Raw genomic sequence first — 18,121 nt, 5'->3', positions numbered from 1 at the left:
CCTTTGCCTCCGCGGCCTCAGTGATTGCTGGGGAAACCGAGGTTGATGCCGGAGGCTTCGGCGGGGTCGGGCCAGCGGGTGGTGACGACCTTGCCGCGGGTGTAGAACTGCACGCCGTCGTTGCCGTAGATGTGCAGATCGCCGAAGAGACTCTGCTTCCAGCCGCCGAAGGAGTGGTAGCCGACCGGGACGGGGATCGGCACGTTGACGCCGACCATGCCGGCCTCGACCTCCAGCTGGAACCGCCGGGCTGCCCCGCCGTCCCGGGTGAAAATGGCCGTGCCGTTGCCCCACTTGCTGGAGTTGATCAGCGCGATGCCCTCGTCGTACGTCTCGGCGCGCACCACGCACAGCACGGGGCCGAAGATCTCGTCGTCGTAGGCGGCCATGCCCGGCTTGACCTTGTCGAGCAGCGAGACGCCGAGGAAGAAGCCGTCCTCGTGCCCTTCCACCGTGAAGCCCGTGCCGTCGACCACGACCTCGGCACCCTGCACCTCGGCGCCGCTCACATACGAGGCGACCTTGTCGCGGTGCTCCCTCGTGATCAGCGGGCCCATCTCGCTGGCCGGGTCGTCGCCGGGCCCGATCCGCAGCCGGCCGGCCCGTTCGGCGATCTTGGCGACGAGCTCGTCGCCGATCCCGCCGACGGCGACCACGACGGAGACGGCCATACACCGCTCGCCCGCCGAACCGTACGCGGCGTTGATGGCGTTGTCGGCGGCGTGGTCGAGATCCGCGTCGGGCAGCACCATCATGTGGTTCTTGGCGCCGCCCAGCGCCTGCACCCGCTTGCCGTTCGCGGTGGCCTCCGCCTGGATGTGCCGGGCGATGGGCGTGGAGCCGACGAAGGAGACGGCTGCCACATCCGGGTGGGCCAGCAGCCGGTCGACGGCCACCTTGTCACCGTTGACCACGTTGAGGACGCCCTCCGGCAGCCCCGCCTCGGCGGCGAGTTCGGCGAGCCGGTAGGAGGCGGAGGGGTCCTTCTCACTCGGCTTGAGGACGAAGGTGTTACCGCAGGCGACGGCCAGCGGGAACATCCACATCGGCACCATCGCGGGGAAGTTGAACGGGGTGATGCCCGCCACCACGCCGACCGCCTGCCGGATGGAGGAGACATCCACCCGGGAGGAGACCTGGGTGGACAGCTCGCCCTTGAGCTTCTCCGGGATGCCGCAGGCCAGCTCCAGGATCTCCATCCCGCGCGCGACCTCGCCGAGCGCGTCGGAGTGCACCTTGCCGTGCTCGGCGGTGATCAGCTCGGCGATCTCGTCCCGCCGCGCGTCCAGCAGTTCGCGGTACTTGAACAGGAACGCGGTGCGCTTGGCCAGCGAGGACTGCGACCACTCGGAGTAGGCCGCCTTGGCGGCGGCGACCGCCGCGTCCACCTCCTCGGCCGAGGCGAGGGAGACCTGGGTGGGCTGGGCTCCGGTGGCCGGGTTGTAGACGGGGCCGAAGTTGCCGGAGGTGGACTCCACCGGCTTGTTGCCGATCCAGTGGCCGAGGGTCTTCATGGGGACGGGACCTTTCTTGGTACGTGACATGCTGCGGAGAATCACTGCACGTGCTGCGGAGAATCACTGCGGCCGGCACCGAGGGCTTACAAGTGCCGCCGTTGCCGGGCGCGTTGCCGCTCGTACTCCTCGCGGGCCCGGCGCGCTGCCGGGCGCTGCGAGGTCTCGGCGACGGCCACGTCCCACCACGCCTGCGGCCCGGGCGCCGGAACGTCCGGGTCCGGATCGGTCTCGACGTAGACACAGCTGGGCCGCTCGGAGGCGCGGGCCGCGGCCAGCGCCTCGCGGAGCTGGTCACAGGTGGCGGCCCGGTGCACCTCCATGCCGAGCGAGGCGGCGTTGGCGGCCAGGTCGACGGGGAGCACCTCGCCGGTGTAGCCGCCGTCGGCGTCGCGGAACCGGTAGGCGGTGCCGAAGCCTTCGCCGCCGGTCACCTCGGACAGCCCGCCGATGGAGGCGTAGCCGTGGTTCTGTACGAGGACGACGTTGATGTTGACGCCCTCCTGCACCGCGGTGACGACCTCGGTGGGCAGCATCAGATACGTGCCGTCGCCCACCAGCGCCCACACCGGGCGGTCCGGGGCCGCCAGCCGTACGCCGATGGCGGCCGGGATCTCGTACCCCATGCACGAGTAGCCGTACTCGACGTGGTACTGCCGCGGGGAGCGGGCGCGCCACAGTTTGTGCAGGTCGCCGGGCATGGACCCGGCGGCGTTGATGATCACGTCCTCGTCCCCGACGACGGAGTCGAGCGCGCCGAGCACCTGGGTCTGCGAGGGGCGGGCCTTCTCGTCCAGCGGGTGCGGGGCGAACGCCTCGGCAACGGTGCGCTCCCACGCCTGCTTGCCGCGCCCGTACTCGGCCTCGTAGTCCGGCGAGACCCGGTGCCCGCGCAGTGCGCCGGTCAGCGCCTCCAGCGCGGTCCGCGCGTCGGCGACGACGGCGAGCGCGCCGAGCTTGTGCCCGTCGAAGGACGCGACGTTGAGGTTGAGGAAGCGGGCCGTGGACGGGAAGAGGGTGCCGGAAGCCGTGGTGAAGTCGGTGAAGCGGGTGCCGACGCCGATCACCAGGTCGGCGCTGCGGGCCAGCTCGTCGGCCACGGCGGTGCCGGTGTGGCCGATACCGCCCACGTCGCAGGGGTGGTCGTGGCACAGAGAGCCCTTGCCCGCCTGGGTGGAGGCCACCGGGATGCCGGTCACATCGGCGAATGCCCGCAGTGCTTCCTCGGCCTCGCTGTGGTGCACGCCGCCGCCCGCCACCAGCAGCGGACGCCGCGCGGCCCGTACCGCTTCCGCGGCCTGGTCCAGCGCCTCCGGTTCGGGCACCGGCCGCGCCACCCGCCAGACCCGCTCGGCGAAGAAATCCTCGGGCCAGTCGTACGCCTCGGTCTGCACGTCCTGCGGCAGCGCCAGGGTGACGGCGCCGGTCTCGGCGGGGTCGGTGAGCACCCGCATGGCCTGGAGCGCGGCGGGGATCAGCGCTTCAGGCCGCAGTACCCGGTCGAAGTATCGGGAGACGGGCCGCAGCGCGTCGTTGACGGAGATGTCCCCCGCGTACGGCACTTCCAGCTGCTGGAGCACCGGGTCGGGGATGCGGCCGGCGAAGATGTCGCCGGGCAGCAGCAGGACGGGCAGCCGGTTGATGGTCGCCAGCGCTGCGCCGGTGGTCAGGTTGGTGGCGCCGGGGCCGATGGAGGTGGTGACGGCCTGCGCGGAGAGCCGGTTGCGCTGGCGGGCGAAGCCGACGGCCGCGTGCACCATCGCCTGCTCGTTGCGGCCCTGGTGGAAGGGGAGCGGCGCGCCGGGACCCTGCCCGCTCTCGACGAGCGCCTGGCCGAGCCCGGCGACGTTGCCGTGCCCGAAGATGCCCCAGCAGGCGTCGATGAGCCGGTGCCGCTGCCCGTCGCGTGCGGTGTACTGCGCGGCGAGGAAGCGTACGAGGGCCTGTGCGACGGTCAGTCTGACGGTCGTCATCGCTCGCCCTCCTCTTCTCGCGTGCCTGCTCGCGCTTCCGCGGATTCCTTCGCCCCGTAGAGCGGAAGCCTTGGATCCATAGCCGTTTCGGCCCACGCACCACGAATCCACGCGTGGTCTGGATGGTCGCAGATGAGCCAGGCGCGATCCAGACCCGGACCAGCCATCACGTTCAGGTAGTACATGTCGTGTCCCGGCGCCGCCATGGAGGGGCCGTGCCAGCCGTCCGGGATCAGCACCGCGTCGCCGCTGCGCACCTCGGCCAGCACATCGGTGCCCTGGCCGTGGCCGCTGGGGGTCACCCGCTGGTAGCCGAGCCCTTCGGTGGTGCGGCCGTCGGGGTGGTGGTGCGGGGCGATCTCGTAGTAGTAGATCTCCTCCAGTTCGCTCTCCACCCCCTCGCGGTGCTCATCGTGTTTGTGCGGCGGGTAGGAGGACCAGTTTCCGCCCGGGGTCAGCACTTCGACGGCGATGAGCCGGTCGGCCTCGAAGGTGTGTGCGGCGGCGAAGTTGTTGACCTGCCGCGAGCACTGCCCGCTGCCGCGCAGCTCCACCGGCACATCAGCGGCGGCGCCGTAGCGGACCGGCAGCCGCCGCTCGCAGCGCGCGCCGGTGAGCGCGAACCGGCCGCCCGCCGCGCTGCCCAGCGTCACATCGGCGTCCCGCGGTACGTACGCGAAGTCGCTGGCGGCGGTGAAGACGCTCTCCCTGCCGTGCAGTTGGAGGGTCTGCCCCTCGGCCTCGACGGTGCAGCCGCCGCGCAGCGGCAGCACGATCCACTCGCTCTCACCGGTCGGGAACGTATGCGACTCCCCCGGGCCCAGCTCCAGCACCCGCAGCGAGGAGTAGCCCCAGCCCGCGCTCTCGGGACCGATGTCGAGGGCGTACGGGCCCGCTGCGGCGCTGCCCGCGCGCAGCTGGAAGTCGGTGATGGTGCGGTTCATCTCCTGCAGCCCCTTTCAGAGCAGTCCGACGGCGGTGTCCACGGCCGCGCTGACGTCGCCGTCGGCCGGGTAGAGCAGGGAGCGCCCGACGACCAGCCCGCGCACGGTCGGCAGGCTGAGCGCCTTGCGCCACTTCTCATAGGTGCCCTCCTGGTCGCCGTGCACCTCGCCGCCGAGCAGAACGACCGGCAGCGTGGAGGTCTCGCACACCCACGCCATGTCGTCCGGGTCCTCGGTGACCGGCAGCTTGAGCCAGGTGTAGGCGGAGGTGCCGCCCAGCCCGGAGGCTATGGCGACGGAGCGGGCGACGGTGGGCCCGCTCAGCTCGTTGATCACCTTGCCGTCCACCCTCGCACTGAGGAACGGCTCGACGAAGACGGGCAGCCCGCGCGCCGCCATGTCGTCGACGGCGCGGGCTGCGGAGTACAGCGTGCGCAGCGAGCCCGGGTCGTCGTAGTCGATCCGCAGCAGCAGCTTGCCCGCGTCGAAGCGCATCCGCTCGATGTCCTCGGCACGGTGCCCGGTGAAGCGGTCGTCCAGCTCGAACGAGGCACCGGCCAGCCCGCCGCGGTTCATCGAGCCGAGCACCACCTTGCGCTCCAGCGCGCCGAGCAGCAGCAGATCCTCCAGGATGTCGGCGGTGGCCAGCACCCCGTCGACGCCGGGCCGGGACAGCGCGAGGACCAGCCGTTCGAGCAGTTCGGCACGGTTGGCCATGGCGAACTCGTCACTGCCGACACCCAGTGCGCCGCGCGCCGGATGGTCGGCGGCGACGATCATCAGCCGCTCGTTCGCGTCCACCAGCGGCCGGCGCACACGCCGCTCCGCCGCCTCGGCGATGGCCTCCGGATGCCGGATCCGTACGGACGCCAGCTCGGAGATGCTGACACTGCTGGGGGTCAAAGGGAGCTCTCTTTCGGGGCGTTGTGGGGGGTGGGCACGGGCGCGGGGCTCCGGCAGGCGCGCGGGTCAGCCGCGCAGCAGGTCCCCCACCTCGGCGGCCGTCGGCATGGCGGAGGAGCAGGCCAGCCGGGAGGCGACGAGTGCTCCCGCCGCGTTGGCGTACCGCATCGTGTACTCCAGGTCCCAGCCGGACAGCAGCCCGTGGCACAGTGCGCCGCCGAACGCGTCCCCCGCGCCGAGGCCGTTGACGACCTCCACCGGGTGCGGGGGCACCTCGGCCACGGTGCCGTCGGCGTGCACGGCGAGCACTCCCTTGGGCCCCTGCTTGACCACGGCCAGTTCCACCCCGGCCGCCAGCAGGGTCTCGGCGCAGGCGTGCGGCTCGCGGGTACCGGTGGCGACCTCGCACTCGGCCAGGTTGCCCACGGCGACGGTGGCATGGGCGAGGGCTTCCCGGTAGTACGGCCGCGCGGCCTCGGCGGCCTCGGCGTCCGTGCGCTGTCCATCGGTGCCCGCGCCCCAGAACATCGGCCGCCAGTCCAGGTCGAATACGGTGGCGACCGCCTCGTCCCGGCCTGGCGCGCGGATGGCGAGCGCGGCGAGGGTGGCACTGCGGCTGGGCTCCTCGCACAGTCCGGTGCCGGTCATCCAGAAGATCGGCGCAGCGGTGATGCCCGCGCGGTCGAGCTCACCGGAGTGGATCTCCAGGTCGGGCGCCTTGGGCTGCCGGTAGAAGTAGAGCGGGAAGTCGTCGGGCGGGAAGATCTCGCAGAAGGTCACCGGCGTCGGGTATGCGGCCACGCTGGTCACCCACCGGTCGTCGACGCCGAAGTCGCGCAGCGCCTCATGGCAGTAGACACCGAACGGATCGTCACCGGTGCGGGTGATGACCGCGGTGGAGCGGCCGAGCCGGGAGGCGGCGACGGCCACGTTGGTGGCGGAGCCGCCGAGGAACTTGCCGAAGCTCTCCACGTGCTGGAGCGGTACGCCGGTCTGGAGGGGGTAGATGTCGACCCCGATGCGGCCCATGGTGACCACCTCGTGCGGCGTGCCCCCGTCGTGCGGCTCGGCCATGGTCCGTCCTCTCTTCACCGGAACAGGTGCCTGGCACATCGTCCGCCGGGCCGACGGCCACTGTCAATAATTTGTCCTTACATATTGACGTCGCCCCTCTGAAGGTGCATAGCGGATTCGGCAGTATGAAGCGTTGTCCTGACAAACTCTTGACCCAGCCGGGCCGACCGGATTTGCTCTGAGCCATGACTGGCACTTCCGCCCCTTCCCCGTCCACCCCCTCTCTCTCCGTCCCCTCCCTCGACCACATCCGGGTCGGCTCCGCGCCCGACTCCTGGGGCGTGTGGTTTCCCGACGACCCACAGCAGGTGCCCTGGCAGCGCTTCCTGGACGAGGTGGCACAGGCGGGCTACAGCTGGATCGAGCTGGGCCCTTACGGCTACCTGCCGACCGACCCGGCGCACCTCACCGACGAGGTCGAAGCGCGCGGGCTCAAGGTCTCCGCCGGCACCGTCTTCACCTCGCTGCACCGGGGACCGGACGTCTGGGACGGGACCTGGGCGCACGTCTCCAAGGTCGCCGAGCTCACCCGCGCGATGGGCGCCGGGCACCTGGTGGTCATCCCCTCCTTCTGGCGCGACGACAAGACGGCCGAGCTGATCGAACCCGCCGAGCTGACGGTGCAGCAGTGGCACCATCTCGCCCAGGGCACCGAGCGGTTGGCGCGCGAGGTGGGCGAGAAGTACGGGCTGCGCATCGCCGTCCACCCGCACGCGGACACCCATATCGACACCGAGGAACATGTCGTCCGTTTCCTGGACGCGACCGACTCCGGCCTGGTCAACCTCTGCCTGGACACCGGGCATTACGCCTACTGCGGCGGCGACAGCGTCGAGTTGATCGAACGGTACGGCGAACGCATCGACTATTTGCACCTCAAACAGGTGGACCCGGAGATCCTCGCCGACGTCGTCCGCGAGGGAACACCCTTCGGCCCCGCGGTGCGCCAGGGCGTGATGTGCGAACCGCCCGGGGGCGTACCGGATTTGGAGCCGGTGCTGGCCGCGGCGCAGAACCTGGGCGTCGATCTGTTCGCCATCGTCGAGCAGGACATGTACCCGTGCCCGCCGGACCAGCCCCTCCCCATCGCGGAGCGGACCCGGCGGTTCCTGCGGAGCTGCGGGGCCTAGCACGGCGAACGGCGAGTTGTGGGGCGCAGTACGCCAACTGCGAGCGACAACTGCGTCACCAATGTCACCGTTTCACGGGTTCGGTGTCACAGCCGTCGTACGGCCCCCCGTCGGTGCTCACTCTCCGTCGTTCACCAGGCACAGGCTGAGTGATCACCAGCCACCCTGGGAGGTGCGAGAGATGGCCGACCGAAAACTTTGGTCGTACAAGGAAATCGCCGCGCACATCAGCGTCCAACCGGACACCGTTCGTTCCTACCGGAAGCATGGCCTGCTACCGCCGCCCGACCTGGTGGAGGCAGGCAGGCCCTACTGGTTCGCCGACACCATCCGCGAGTGGGTCACCCGCAGGCCGGGGCACCGCGGCGGCCGCTGAGGAAGCCCTGGCCATGACATCCGGGATATCTCCGACCGCCGCATTCCCCTGGGGCGGCACCACGGGTGCCGCCCCAGTAAGCATGTCGGGGGCGGCCTTTGAGCCGGGCCGCCGCAACGCCCGCCGCCCCAGCAGCCACTGCACCGCACAGGCGGCCCCCGCCAGCACCGCGGAGGCGCCCGCCCCGATCAGCGCGCCGGACAGTGTCCCGGCCAGCGCCCGTCCACCCCAGTAGCCGACCCCCACCGAGTAACAGGCCCACAGCAGCTCGGCGATGCCCGAGCCCAGCAGGAAGCGCCGGGCCGAATAGCCCACCGTGCCGGTGGCGAGCCCGCCGACGACCCGGCCGCTGGGCAGGAACCGGACGGCGATCACGAACGGCACCCCGTACCGCCGTACATGCGCGGCCGTCCAGTCGAGCGCGGCCTTGCGCCGCGGACCGACCGACAGCCAACTGCGGGTCCGTGGGCCCGTCCGCCGCCCCAGCCAGTACACCAGCGCATCCCCGGCCAGCGCGCTGCCCGCCACGGTCACCAGCACGAGCGGGAGGGGGAGCCGCCCGTCGGCCGCCAGCGCCCCCGCCGCCGCGATCAGCGCGGAGTTGGGCACCAGCGGAGGCAGGGTCGTCAGCCCTACGAGCGCAAGGGTCATCCACAGCGCGCCCTCCACGCCGACCACCTGCCTTCCACCGTGCGCCCACCGTGGACGCCTCACCTGTAAGCCTCAGCTGACAGGTGAAAGACCCGGGGCACAACCGCCGTCCGACCATTACGGGGACATCTCAGGGCGGGGTCGAGCGAACCCCTAATGGCCGCCGGGCAGCGGGTTCGACGGGGAAAGCAGAGCTTGGCACATACCCAGAGGGGGTATAACGTTAGCCTCGCGCGCGCCACCCGAGCACCCCGCGCCGGGGTCCCGTTCGTGCGGTTCCAGCGAGAGTTGAGGAGTAGGCCATGAGCACCGTCACTACCACCTACAAGGTTTCCGGAATGACCTGCGGCCACTGCGAGGGCGCGGTCTCCGAGGAGATCTCCCGGATCGAGGGGGTCTCGGCAGTGAAGGCCGTGGCCGACTCCGGAGAGGTCACCGTCACCTCCTCCGGCGAACTGGACGAAGCCGCCGTACGCGATGCCGTGGACGAGGCGGGGTACGAGCTGCTCGGCCGGGCCTGACGGCGCCGACCGACCCCCCGCCGCCGAAGGGGCACCACCCCTCCATTGTCACCCCGCAGCGGCAAAGGCCCGCGCCCAGCGAAAAGCGCCCCGCCAGCCAGGTCCCCCCACGGGCCCGTCGACGGGGCGCTTCCGATTCCCGGTCACGGATTCCCCCCACGGGATCCTGGCCGGGCGCTCCCTGGGTGTCCGTGCGAGCGGGAGGGCCGCTCAAAGCTCCCCGTGCACGTTCACCGTTTCTTCACCTCGCGTCCGTCCCCCAAGACGGACGTGAAGCAGTGGCGAAGGCTCCGCCGGGAGGCCGACGCCACCCGGTTAGACCCACGAACCCCACCTATGGTTACCCCCCAATTTCTGTGACCTACGTCTCGTCGTCAATCCGCACAAATGGAAGATCCCGGTCCGCCCCGGACCGGGATCTTCCGTTTGTGCTGGTGCGGGGGCGACGGCCTACGCGGAAGCGCCGGCCGATTTACCCCGAAAGGGCGTCAGGGTCAGCGAGCCTCGACGGGGACGTAGTCCCGCTGGACGACGCCCGTGTAGATCTGCCGCGGACGGCCGATGCGCGAGTTCGGCTCCTTGATCATCTCGTGCCACTGGGCAATCCAGCCCGGCAGCCGGCCGAGCGCGAACAGCACGGTGAACATGCTGGTCGGGAAGCCCATCGCGCGGTAGATCAGGCCGGTGTAGAAGTCCACGTTCGGGTAGAGCTTGCGCTCCACGAAGTAGTCGTCGGACAGCGCGTGCTCCTCGAGGCGGAGCGCGATGTCCAGCAGCTCGTCGCTCTTGCCGAGGGCCGAGAGCACATCGTGGGCCGCCGCCTTGATGATCTTCGCCCGGGGGTCGAAGTTCTTGTAGACGCGGTGGCCGAAGCCCATGAGCTTGACGCCGTCTTCCTTGTTCTTCACCTTGCGGATGAAGCTGTCGACGTCGCTGCCCGAGGCTTGGATGCCCTGGAGCATCTCCAGCACGCTCTGGTTGGCGCCGCCGTGCAGGGGGCCCCAGAGCGCGTTGATGCCCGCGGAGATCGAGGCGAACATGTTCGCCTGGGAGGAGCCGACGAGGCGCACCGTCGAGGTCGAACAGTTCTGCTCGTGGTCCGCATGCAGGATCAGCAGCTTGTCGAGAGCGCTGACCACGACCGGGTCCAGGTCGTACTCCTGCGCCGGGACCGAGAAGGTCATCCGCAGGAAGTTCTCCACATAGCCGAGGTCGTTGCTCGGGTAGACGAAGGGGTGACCGATCGCCTTCTTGTAGGCGTACGCGGCGATCGTCGGCAGCTTGGCCAGCAGCCTTATTGTCGACAGGTTCCGCTGCTCTTCGTCGAACGGGTTGTGGCTGTCCTGGTAGAAGGTCGACAGCGCGCTGACCACGGAGGAGAGCATCGCCATCGGGTGGGCGTCACGAGGGAAGCCGTCGTAGAAGCGTTTGACGTCCTCGTGCAGCAGGGTGTGCTGCGTGATCTCGTTCTTGAACGCGCTCAGTTCGTCGACGGTGGGCAGCTCGCCGTTGATGAGCAGATACGCGGTCTCCAGGAAGGAGCCGCGCTCGGCGAGCTGCTCGATCGGATAGCCGCGGTAGCGCAGGATGCCCTGCTCACCGTCGAGGTAGGTGATGGCGGATTTGTAGGCGGCGGTGTTGCCATATCCCGAGTCCAGGGTCACCAGACCGGTCTGGGCACGCAGCTTGCCGATGTCGAAGCCACGGTCGCCCACCGTGCTGTCGACGACCGGATAGCTGTACTCGCCGTCCCCGTAGCGGAGTACTACGGAGTTCTCGCTGTCGCGGTGTTCGCTCACGTCATCCCTCACCGACGTAGTGCCTCTTCTTCGAGGTGCCCTGACTTCTTCCACTCTCCCTTATCCAGCGCCGTGCGGTGCACTGGGGGTCAGCCAGAGGGCTCCATGGTGGCACGCAGTGCCGCCCATCTAGCTATCCTGCACCCTCTTGGCCGTCATGGTCACCCCCTGGCACTCATCCCGCCTCCCGAGATGGCAGTGCGGCGCGCAATCGGTGATCGAGCGCCGTGCAGCGCCGCCCCGCCGAAACCGTGCGGACCGCCTGTCCAAGTGCTCTGCGCGACCCCACCAGCACCACCAGCCGCTTGGCTCTCGTCACCGCTGTGTACAGCAGGTTTCGCTGGAGCATCATCCAGGCACTCTTGGTCACGGGGATCACTACCGCCGGGTATTCGCTGCCCTGCGAGCGGTGGATGGTCACCGCGTAGGCGTGGGCGAGCTCGTCCAACTCGTCGAAGTCGTAGCCGACCTCCTCGTCCTCGTCGGTCAGCACGGTGAGCCGCTGGTCGTCGGGGTGCAGCGCGGTGACCACCCCGACCGTGCCGTTGAAGACGCCGTTCGCGCCCTTCTCATAGTTGTTCCTGATCTGGGTGACCTTGTCACCCACCCGGAAAACCCGACCGCCGAACCGCTTTTCGGGCAGCCCCGGGCGGGCGGGGGTGACGGCCTGCTGGAGCAGCCCGTTGAGCGCGCCCGCGCCGGCCGGGCCGCGGTGCATGGGCGCGAGCACCTGCACATCGCGCCGCGGGTCGAGCCCGAACTTCGCCGGGATGCGCCGGGCCACCACATCGACGGTCAGCTGTCCGGCCGCCTCGGTCTCCTCCTCGACGAAGAAGAAGAAATCCTCCAGCCCCTGGGTGAGCGGCTGGGTGCCGGAGTTGATGCGGTGAGCATTGGTGACCACACCCGACTGCTGGGCCTGCCGGAAGACCCGGCGCAGCCGCACCGCGGGCACCGGCCCGTCCTCGGCCAGCAGATCGCGCAGCACCTCCCCGGCACCCACGGAGGGCAGCTGGTCCACATCCCCGACCAGCAGCAGATGGGCGCCCGGCGGGACGGCCTTGATCAGCTTGTTGGCGAGCAGCAGATCCAGCATGGACGCCTCGTCCACCACCACCAGGTCGGCCTCCAGCGGGCGCTCCCTGTCGTAGGCCGCGTCGCCGCCCGGCTTCAGCTCCAGCAGCCGGTGGACGGTGGACGCCTCGGCTCCGGTCAGCTCCGCCAGCCGCTTGGCCGCCCGGCCGGTGGGGGCCGCCAGCACCACCCGGCCCCGCTTGGCGCGGGCCAACTCGACCACCGAGCGCACCGTGAACGACTTGCCGCAACCGGGCCCGCCCGTCAGCACCGCGACCCGGCTGGTGAGCGCCAGCCGCACCGCCTCCTCCTGCTCGGGCGCCAGCCGGGCCCCCGTACGCTCGGCCAGCCAGCCGAGCGCCTTGTCCCAGTCGACGTCCTGGAACCACGGCAGCCTGTCCTCCGGCGTCCGCAGCAGCCGCTTCAGCTGGGCGGCCAGGGCCACCTCTGCGCGGTGGAAGGGGATGAGATAAACGGCGGTCTCGGTGCGCTCCGGATCCTCCGGGTCGGGCACCGGTTCGCGTACGACACCGCCCTCCTCGTCCGCCGCCAGCTCGCCGAGGCAGTCGATGACCAGGCCCGTGTCCACCTGGAGGAGCTTGACCGCCTCGGAGATGAGCCGCTCCTCGGGGAGATAGCAGTTGCCTTGGTCGGACGACTGGGAAAGGGCGTGCCGCAGGCCCGCCTTGACCCGCTCGGGGCTGTCGTGCGGGATGCCGACGGACTGGGCGATGCGGTCGGCCGTCAGGAACCCGATGCCCCACACATCGGCCGCCAGCCGGTAGGGGTTGCTCCGCACCACGGAGATCGACGCGTCGCCGTACTGCTTGTAGATGCGCACGGCGATGGAGGTGGAGACGCCGACGCCCTGCAGGAAGACCATCACCTCCTTGATGGCCTTCTGCTCCTCCCAGGCGGCGGCGATCAGTTTTGTGCGCTTGGGACCGAGCCCCGGGACCTCGATCAGCCTGTTCGGATCGGCCTCGATGACCTCCAGCGTGTCCACGCCGAAGTGGCTGACGATCCGGTCGGCGATGCGCGGCCCGACGCCCTTGACCAGACCCGAGCCCAGATAGCGGCGGATGCCCTGGATGGTGGCCGGCAGCACCGTGACGTAGTTGTCCACATGGAACTGGCGCCCGTACTGCGGGTGGGAGCCCCAGCGGCCCTCCATCCGCAGCGACTCGCCCGCCTGGGCACCCAGCAACGCACCCACGACCGTGCGCAGTTCGCCACCGCCGCGACCGGTGTCGACTCGCGCAACTGTGTAACCATTGTCCTCATTGGCGTAAGTGATCCGCTCTAGTACCCCTTCGAGCACGGCAGGCTGGAACGTCATGTCACCGACCGTAGCTTCGAGCGCCGACATCGCGGCAGCCCTGTGGATAACTCTGGGCTCACTGCCGGAAGTGTCCGGGTGACCACCGCAGTTACGTCTGCACGAGCATCATCACGATCGTGCATCGGCCACGTCTGCAACTTGCGTCACCATGCGCACATCACATTGCATGACCGATGTAATCGTTTCCATGCGCAGCGCGGCACCCCTGAGTGCCCTGCGTCCGGAGGCACTCCACCCCCCTCTCCCCAGCTTGGAAAAGCACGGCAATGGCAGGCATCAAGGACGTCGCGGCACGCGCAGGCGTCTCCGTCGCCACGGTCTCGCGCGTCCTCAACGACCACAGCGGAGTCCGTGAGGAGACCCGCGCCCGGGTGCTGACCGCCGTCTCCGAACTGAGCTACCGGCCCAACACGCTGGCCCGGTCACTGCGCACCGACCAGACCCGCACCCTCGGGCTGGTCATCAGCGACGTACTGAACCCCTTCTTCACCGAACTGGCCCGCGCGGTCGAGGACGCGGCCCGCGAGGGCGGCTACAGCGTGATCATCGGCAACGCCGACGAGCAGCTCACGCTCCAGGACCACCATGTGCGCACCCTGCTGGACCGCCGGATCGACGGGCTGCTCGTCTCCCCCGCCGACGGCGACTCCGTCGCGCTGCGGGAGGCTGCGCTGCTGGGCATCCCCATGGTGTTCGTCGACCGGTGGATCGAGGGCCTGGACGTACCGCTGGTGCGCGCCGACGGACGACCCGCCGTCCGCGATCTGGTCGCTCATCTGTACGCGCTCGGACACCGCAGGCTGTCCATCATCACCGGGCCCGTCGCGAGCACGACCAGCAACGAACGGGTCCGCGCCTTCCGTTCGGCGCTGCACGAGCACGGCCTGCCGCTGCCCGACGCCTACATCGGACAGGGCGACTTCCAGACGGCGAGCGGACGGCGGGCCACCGAGAAGTTCTTCGCACTGCCCGAACCGCCCGACGCCATCTTCGCGACGGACAACCTGATGGCGCTGGGCGTCATGGAACAGCTGCGCACGCTGGGCCTGCGGGTGCCGTACGACGTGTCGTTGGCCGCCTTCGACGACATCCCCTGGTTCCTGCACACCGACCCCCCGATCACCGCCATAGCCCAGCCCACCCAGGAGCTGGGCCACCGCGCGGTCGCCGCGCTGACCGACCTGGTGGAGGGCAGGAGCGCCGGTTCCGTCACGCTCTCCGCCCACCTCATAGCGCGCCGCTCCTGCGGCGAAGACGAAAGGACGCGTCGTTGACCACCCCAGACCCGCCCCCGGCACGGGAACTGCTGCGCACGGAGGGCATCCGCAAGACGTTTCCCGGCGTGGTCGCCCTCGACGGTGTCGACTTCGACCTGCGCGCCGGTGAAGTGCACGTCCTGCTGGGCGAGAACGGCGCCGGCAAGAGCACACTGATCAAGGTGCTCTCCGGTACCTACCGCGCGGACGCGGGGCGGGTGCTGCGTGAGGGCAAGGCGGTGCGCATCTCCGGCGCGGAGGCGGCCGAGAAGCTCGGCATCGCCACCATCCACCAGGAGTTCAACCTGGTGCCGCATCTTTCCATCGCGGAGAACATCTTCCTGGGCCGGCAGCCGCGCCGGCTGGGTCTGCTGGACCGCAAGAAGATGGAGGCCGACGCACAGGTGCTGCTGGACCGGGTCGGCGTCACCGCGCCCCCGCGTACCCCGGTCGGCAAACTGGGCATCGCCGGGCGGCAGATGGTCGAGATCGCCAAGGCGCTCAGCCTGCGCACCCGCGTCCTGATCATGGACGAGCCGACCGCCGTGCTCACCGCCGAGGAGGTCGGCCGCCTCTTCGGCATCGTCCGCAGGCTGCGGGCCGAGGGCGTGGGCATCGTCTTCATCACCCACCACCTGGAGGAGATCCCGGCCATCGGCGACCGGGTCACCGTGCTGCGCGACGGCCGCAGCGTCGGCCAGGTCCCGGCCGACACTCCGCAGGAGGAGCTGGTGCGGCTGATGGTGGGCCGCAGTATCGAGCAGCAGTACCCCCGCGAGACCGTGGCCGCGCAGCAGGCCGCCGCCTCGGCCGCACCGCTGCTGCGGGTGACCGGGCTGCGCAAGCAGGGCGTCTTCGAGGACATCAGCTTCGAGGTGCGCGCCGGTGAGGTCGTCGGCATCGCCGGGCTGGTCGGCGCGGGCCGTACCGAGGTGGTCCGCGCGGTCTTCGGCGCCGACGGCTACGACGCCGGCCGCGTCGAGGTGGCGGGCAAGCAGCTGCGCGGCGGCGATGTGTGGGCCTCGCATGCGGCGGGGCTCGGGCTGGTCCCCGAGGACCGCAAGGGGCAGGGCCTGCTGCCGGACGCCTCGGTCTCCGAGAACCTGGGCCTGGTCACCCTGCGCGAGGCGAGCACAGCGGGACTGGTCAACCGCGCCGGGCAGCGCAAGGCGGCCTCCCGGATCGCCGACCGGCTCGGCGTCCGGATGGCCGGACTCGACCAGCACGTACGCACTCTCTCCGGTGGCAACCAGCAGAAGGTCGTGATCGGCAAGTGGCTGCTCGCCAACAGCCGCGTGTTGATCCTCGATGAGCCCACCCGCGGCATCGACGTGGGCGCCAAGGTCGAGATCTACCAGCTCATCAACGAGCTGACGGCCTCCGGCCACGCGGTGTTGATGATCTCCAGCGACCTCCCCGAGGTGCTGGGCATGAGCGATCGGATCCTGGTGATGTCCCAGGGCCGGATCGCCGGTGAACTGACCGCGCGGGAAGCGACCCAGGACGCCGTCATGGCCCTGGCCGTCGGCACCTCCGCGCCAGGAACGAGCGAGATGGAGGATTCTCCCCGTGGCCATTGACACGCAGCCGGGTCACCGCCTGGACAAGCGCCCCGGCGGCAGCGGGCCGCCGAACCTCGTACGCCGCGTTCTGCTGGACAACGGTGCGCTGAGTGCGCTCATCGTCCTGATCGTGCTGCTGGCGATCATGTCGGGCGACTTCTTCACCACGACGAACCTGCTGAACGTCGGCGTGCAGGCGGCCGTGACGGCGATCCTCGCCTTCGGCGTCACCTTCGCCATCGTCTCCGGCGGAATCGACCTGTCGGTCGGCTCGGTGGCGGCCTTCTCCGGGGTGATGCTCGGCTGGTTCACCACAACTCAGGGCATGCCGGTCTATCTGGGCGTCGCCCTCGCCATCCTCTCCGGCACCGCATGCGGGCTGTTGAACGGTGTGCTGATCTCCTACGGCAAGCTGCCGCCGTTCATCGCGACCCTGGCGATGCTCTCGGCGGCGCGCGGTCTGGCGCAGGTCGTCTCCGAGGGCAACCCGGTGCTGCTGCCCGACTCCCTCTCCTGGATCGGCAAGACGATCGGCGAGTGGCTGCCTGTGCCGGTCATCGTGATGATCGTGATGGGCCTGCTGGCGGCGCTGATACTCAACCGCACCTACAGCGGCCGGTCGATGTACGCGATCGGCGGCAACGAGGAAGCCGCGCACCTGTCCGGTATCCGGGTCCGTCGCCAGAAGCTGGTGATCTACACCCTGGTGGGCACCTTCGCCGCCATCGCCGGAATCGTCCTGGCCTCCCGGCTCGCCTCCGCACAACCGACGGCTGCCAATGGTTACGAACTGGACGCGATTGCCGCCGTCGTGATTGGCGGGGCCAGTCTTGCGGGAGGTGTCGGCAAGGCTTCCGGAACGCTGATCGGCGCGCTTATCCTCGCTGTTCTGCGCAATGGGCTCAACCTTCTCGATGTTTCCGCTTTCTGGCAGCAGGTGGTCATTGGGGTAGTTATTGCGCTTGCAGTGCTCCTCGATACACTGCGTCGCCGCGCGTGATCTTTGCGCGACGGGGGAGCTCGCGTAGTTCATCCACCGACTGCAAGGAATGCAGCAATGAGCAAGAGAACGAACACGTCTGTCGTCATCGTGGCAACGGCAGTCGCACTGACGGCAACGGCCTGCGGTTCCGGCAACGGTTCGAGCGGCGGTAAGGACAAGCCCAAGATCGGCTTTGCCATATCCGCGCTCAACCAGCCCTTCATGGTCGAGATGAAGAAGGGCGCCGAGGAGGAGGCCAAGGCGCAGGGCGCGGAAATCAGCGTCCAGAACGCCTCGGACGACGCTTCCCAGCAGGCGAACCAGGTGCAGAACTTCACCTCGCAGCAGGTGAAGTCGATCATTATCAACCCTGTCGACTCCGATGCCGCGGCCCCCTCCGTCAAGGCCGCGAACAATGCGGACATCCCGGTCATCGCCGCCGACCGCAGCGTCAACAAGGCCGATGTGAAGGCAACGGTCGCCTCCGACAACGTCGCGGGCGGCAAGCAGGCTGCCAAGGAGATCGCCGACCAGCTCGGCGGCAAGGGTGAAGTCCTCCACCTTCAGGGGCAGACCGGCACCTCCGCCTCCCGCGAGCGTGGCAAGGGCTTCACCGAGGGCCTCAAGAAGTACCCCGGCATCAAGGTCGTCACCAAGCAGCCCGCGGAATTCCAGCGGACCAAGGGCCTGGACGTGACCACCAACGCGATGCAGTCGCACCCGGAGATCGACGCGGTCTTCGCGGAGAACGACGAGATGGCGCTCGGCGCGGTCAAGGCGCTCGGCTCCAAGGCCGGCAAGAGCGTCAAGATCGTCGGCTTCGACGGCACTCCGGACGCGATGAAGGCCATCAAGAAGGGCACCATCAACGCGACCGTCGCCCAGCAGCCGGCCGAGCTCGGCAAGATGGCCGTACGCAACGCCATGCGTGTCGTGGACGGTTCCACCGTCGACAAGCAGATCAAGGTCCCGGTGAAGGTCGTCACCAAGAAGAACGTCGACCGGTTCTCCTGACCGGGA

11 protein-coding genes and 3 pseudogenes are annotated in these 18,121 nt (G+C 69.6%); 6 read left to right on the top strand and 8 right to left on the bottom strand.

What is annotated here, in order from left to right:
* Positions 1-17 precede the first annotated feature (17 nt).
* The 5 genes from ACTWP9_RS12615 to iolC form a co-directional block, all read right to left on the bottom strand.
* The gene (locus ACTWP9_RS12615) at positions 18-1,514 is read right to left on the bottom strand and encodes a CoA-acylating methylmalonate-semialdehyde dehydrogenase (protein ID WP_443246242.1); all 1,497 of its coding nucleotides are present in this window, start codon (positions 1,512-1,514) and stop codon (positions 18-20) included.
* 86 nt (positions 1,515-1,600) lie between these two features.
* Positions 1,601-3,487: a 3D-(3,5/4)-trihydroxycyclohexane-1,2-dione acylhydrolase (decyclizing) gene (gene iolD, locus ACTWP9_RS12610; RefSeq protein ID WP_443246161.1), complete on the bottom strand. Its 1,887-nt coding sequence runs from the start codon at positions 3,485-3,487 to the stop codon at positions 1,601-1,603.
* Positions 3,484-4,431: a 5-deoxy-glucuronate isomerase gene (gene iolB / locus ACTWP9_RS12605; RefSeq protein WP_443246160.1), complete on the bottom strand. Its 948-nt coding sequence runs from the start codon at positions 4,429-4,431 to the stop codon at positions 3,484-3,486. The genes iolD and iolB overlap by 4 nt, the downstream gene beginning before the upstream one ends.
* Positions 4,432-4,446: 15 nt before the next feature.
* Positions 4,447-5,334 (bottom strand): Cgl0159 family (beta/alpha)8-fold protein, encoded by an 888-nt coding sequence (locus tag ACTWP9_RS12600; RefSeq protein WP_443246159.1) that lies wholly within the window; start codon positions 5,332-5,334, stop codon positions 4,447-4,449.
* A 66-nt stretch (positions 5,335-5,400) separates the two neighbouring features.
* Positions 5,401-6,408, bottom strand: coding sequence for a 5-dehydro-2-deoxygluconokinase (gene iolC, locus ACTWP9_RS12595; RefSeq protein ID WP_443246158.1), 1,008 nt, complete (start codon positions 6,406-6,408; stop codon positions 5,401-5,403).
* A gap of 185 nt (positions 6,409-6,593) precedes the next feature.
* On the opposite strand from iolC, the gene ACTWP9_RS12590 reads away from it, so the two are divergent.
* Positions 6,594-7,538 carry a sugar phosphate isomerase/epimerase family protein gene (locus ACTWP9_RS12590; protein ID WP_443246157.1) on the top strand — a complete coding sequence of 315 codons (945 nt, stop codon included), beginning with the start codon at positions 6,594-6,596 and terminating at the stop codon, positions 7,536-7,538.
* A 181-nt stretch (positions 7,539-7,719) separates the two neighbouring features.
* Positions 7,720-7,914 carry a helix-turn-helix transcriptional regulator gene (locus ACTWP9_RS12585; RefSeq protein WP_443246156.1) on the top strand — a complete coding sequence of 65 codons (195 nt, stop codon included), beginning with the start codon at positions 7,720-7,722 and terminating at the stop codon, positions 7,912-7,914.
* 243 nt (positions 7,915-8,157) lie between these two features.
* On the opposite strand, the pseudogene ACTWP9_RS12580 reads toward ACTWP9_RS12585, so the two are convergent.
* Positions 8,158-8,565: pseudogene (locus ACTWP9_RS12580) on the bottom strand (DedA family protein); the annotation flags it as partial.
* Positions 8,566-8,870: 305 nt separating this feature from the next.
* Here ACTWP9_RS12580 and ACTWP9_RS12575 point away from each other — a divergent pair.
* A pseudogene (locus ACTWP9_RS12575) lies at positions 8,871-9,086 on the top strand (heavy-metal-associated domain-containing protein); the annotation flags it as partial.
* Between the two features lie 494 nt (positions 9,087-9,580).
* Here ACTWP9_RS12575 and ACTWP9_RS12570 read toward each other — a convergent pair.
* Together ACTWP9_RS12570 and recD2 are read right to left on the bottom strand one after the other, a co-directional pair.
* On the bottom strand, positions 9,581-10,897 hold the full coding sequence (locus ACTWP9_RS12570) for a citrate synthase (RefSeq protein ID WP_443246155.1): 1,317 nt from the start codon (positions 10,895-10,897) through the stop codon (positions 9,581-9,583).
* Between the two features lie 163 nt (positions 10,898-11,060).
* Positions 11,061-13,298: an SF1B family DNA helicase RecD2 gene (recD2, locus tag ACTWP9_RS12565; RefSeq protein ID WP_443246154.1), complete on the bottom strand. Its 2,238-nt coding sequence runs from the start codon at positions 13,296-13,298 to the stop codon at positions 11,061-11,063.
* A gap of 269 nt (positions 13,299-13,567) precedes the next feature.
* Between recD2 and ACTWP9_RS12560 the strand changes: the two genes are divergently transcribed.
* From ACTWP9_RS12560 to ACTWP9_RS12550, 3 genes and pseudogenes are all read left to right on the top strand, one after another.
* The gene (locus ACTWP9_RS12560) at positions 13,568-14,575 is read left to right on the top strand and encodes a LacI family DNA-binding transcriptional regulator (RefSeq protein ID WP_443246153.1); all 1,008 of its coding nucleotides are present in this window, start codon (positions 13,568-13,570) and stop codon (positions 14,573-14,575) included.
* Positions 14,572-16,137, top strand: a complete 1,566-nt coding sequence (locus tag ACTWP9_RS12555) for a sugar ABC transporter ATP-binding protein (RefSeq protein WP_443246152.1) — start codon at positions 14,572-14,574, stop codon at positions 16,135-16,137. The genes ACTWP9_RS12560 and ACTWP9_RS12555 overlap by 4 nt, the downstream gene beginning before the upstream one ends.
* Positions 16,127-18,115, top strand: a pseudogene (locus ACTWP9_RS12550) (ABC transporter permease/substrate-binding protein). The gene ACTWP9_RS12555 and the pseudogene ACTWP9_RS12550 overlap by 11 nt, the downstream one beginning before the upstream one ends.
* The last annotated feature ends 6 nt before the right edge of the window (positions 18,116-18,121 follow it).

This window comes from Streptomyces sp. 3N207, assembly GCF_052246355.1.
GTDB lineage: Bacteria > Actinomycetota > Actinomycetes > Streptomycetales > Streptomycetaceae > Streptomyces.
The sequence above is the reverse complement of the archived record's forward strand: the minus strand, read 5'-3'. Positions and strand labels throughout refer to the sequence as shown.

What these genes read in the sequence shown, in the direction of transcription:
- ACTWP9_RS12560 (WP_443246153.1), top strand. Translation starts at nt 13,568, where the DNA reads ATGGCAGGCATCAAGGACGTCGCGGCACGCGCAGGCGTCTCCGTCGCC.
- recD2 (WP_443246154.1), bottom strand. Translation starts at nt 13,298, where the DNA reads ATGACGTTCCAGCCTGCCGTGCTCGAAGGGGTACTAGAGCGGATCACT.
- ACTWP9_RS12615 (WP_443246242.1), bottom strand. Translation starts at nt 1,514, where the DNA reads ATGAAGACCCTCGGCCACTGGATCGGCAACAAGCCGGTGGAGTCCACC.
- ACTWP9_RS12590 (WP_443246157.1), top strand. Translation starts at nt 6,594, where the DNA reads ATGACTGGCACTTCCGCCCCTTCCCCGTCCACCCCCTCTCTCTCCGTC.
- iolD (WP_443246161.1), bottom strand. Translation starts at nt 3,487, where the DNA reads ATGACGACCGTCAGACTGACCGTCGCACAGGCCCTCGTACGCTTCCTC.
- iolC (WP_443246158.1), bottom strand. Translation starts at nt 6,408, where the DNA reads ATGGCCGAGCCGCACGACGGGGGCACGCCGCACGAGGTGGTCACCATG.
- ACTWP9_RS12585 (WP_443246156.1), top strand. Translation starts at nt 7,720, where the DNA reads ATGGCCGACCGAAAACTTTGGTCGTACAAGGAAATCGCCGCGCACATC.
- iolB (WP_443246160.1), bottom strand. Translation starts at nt 4,431, where the DNA reads ATGAACCGCACCATCACCGACTTCCAGCTGCGCGCGGGCAGCGCCGCA.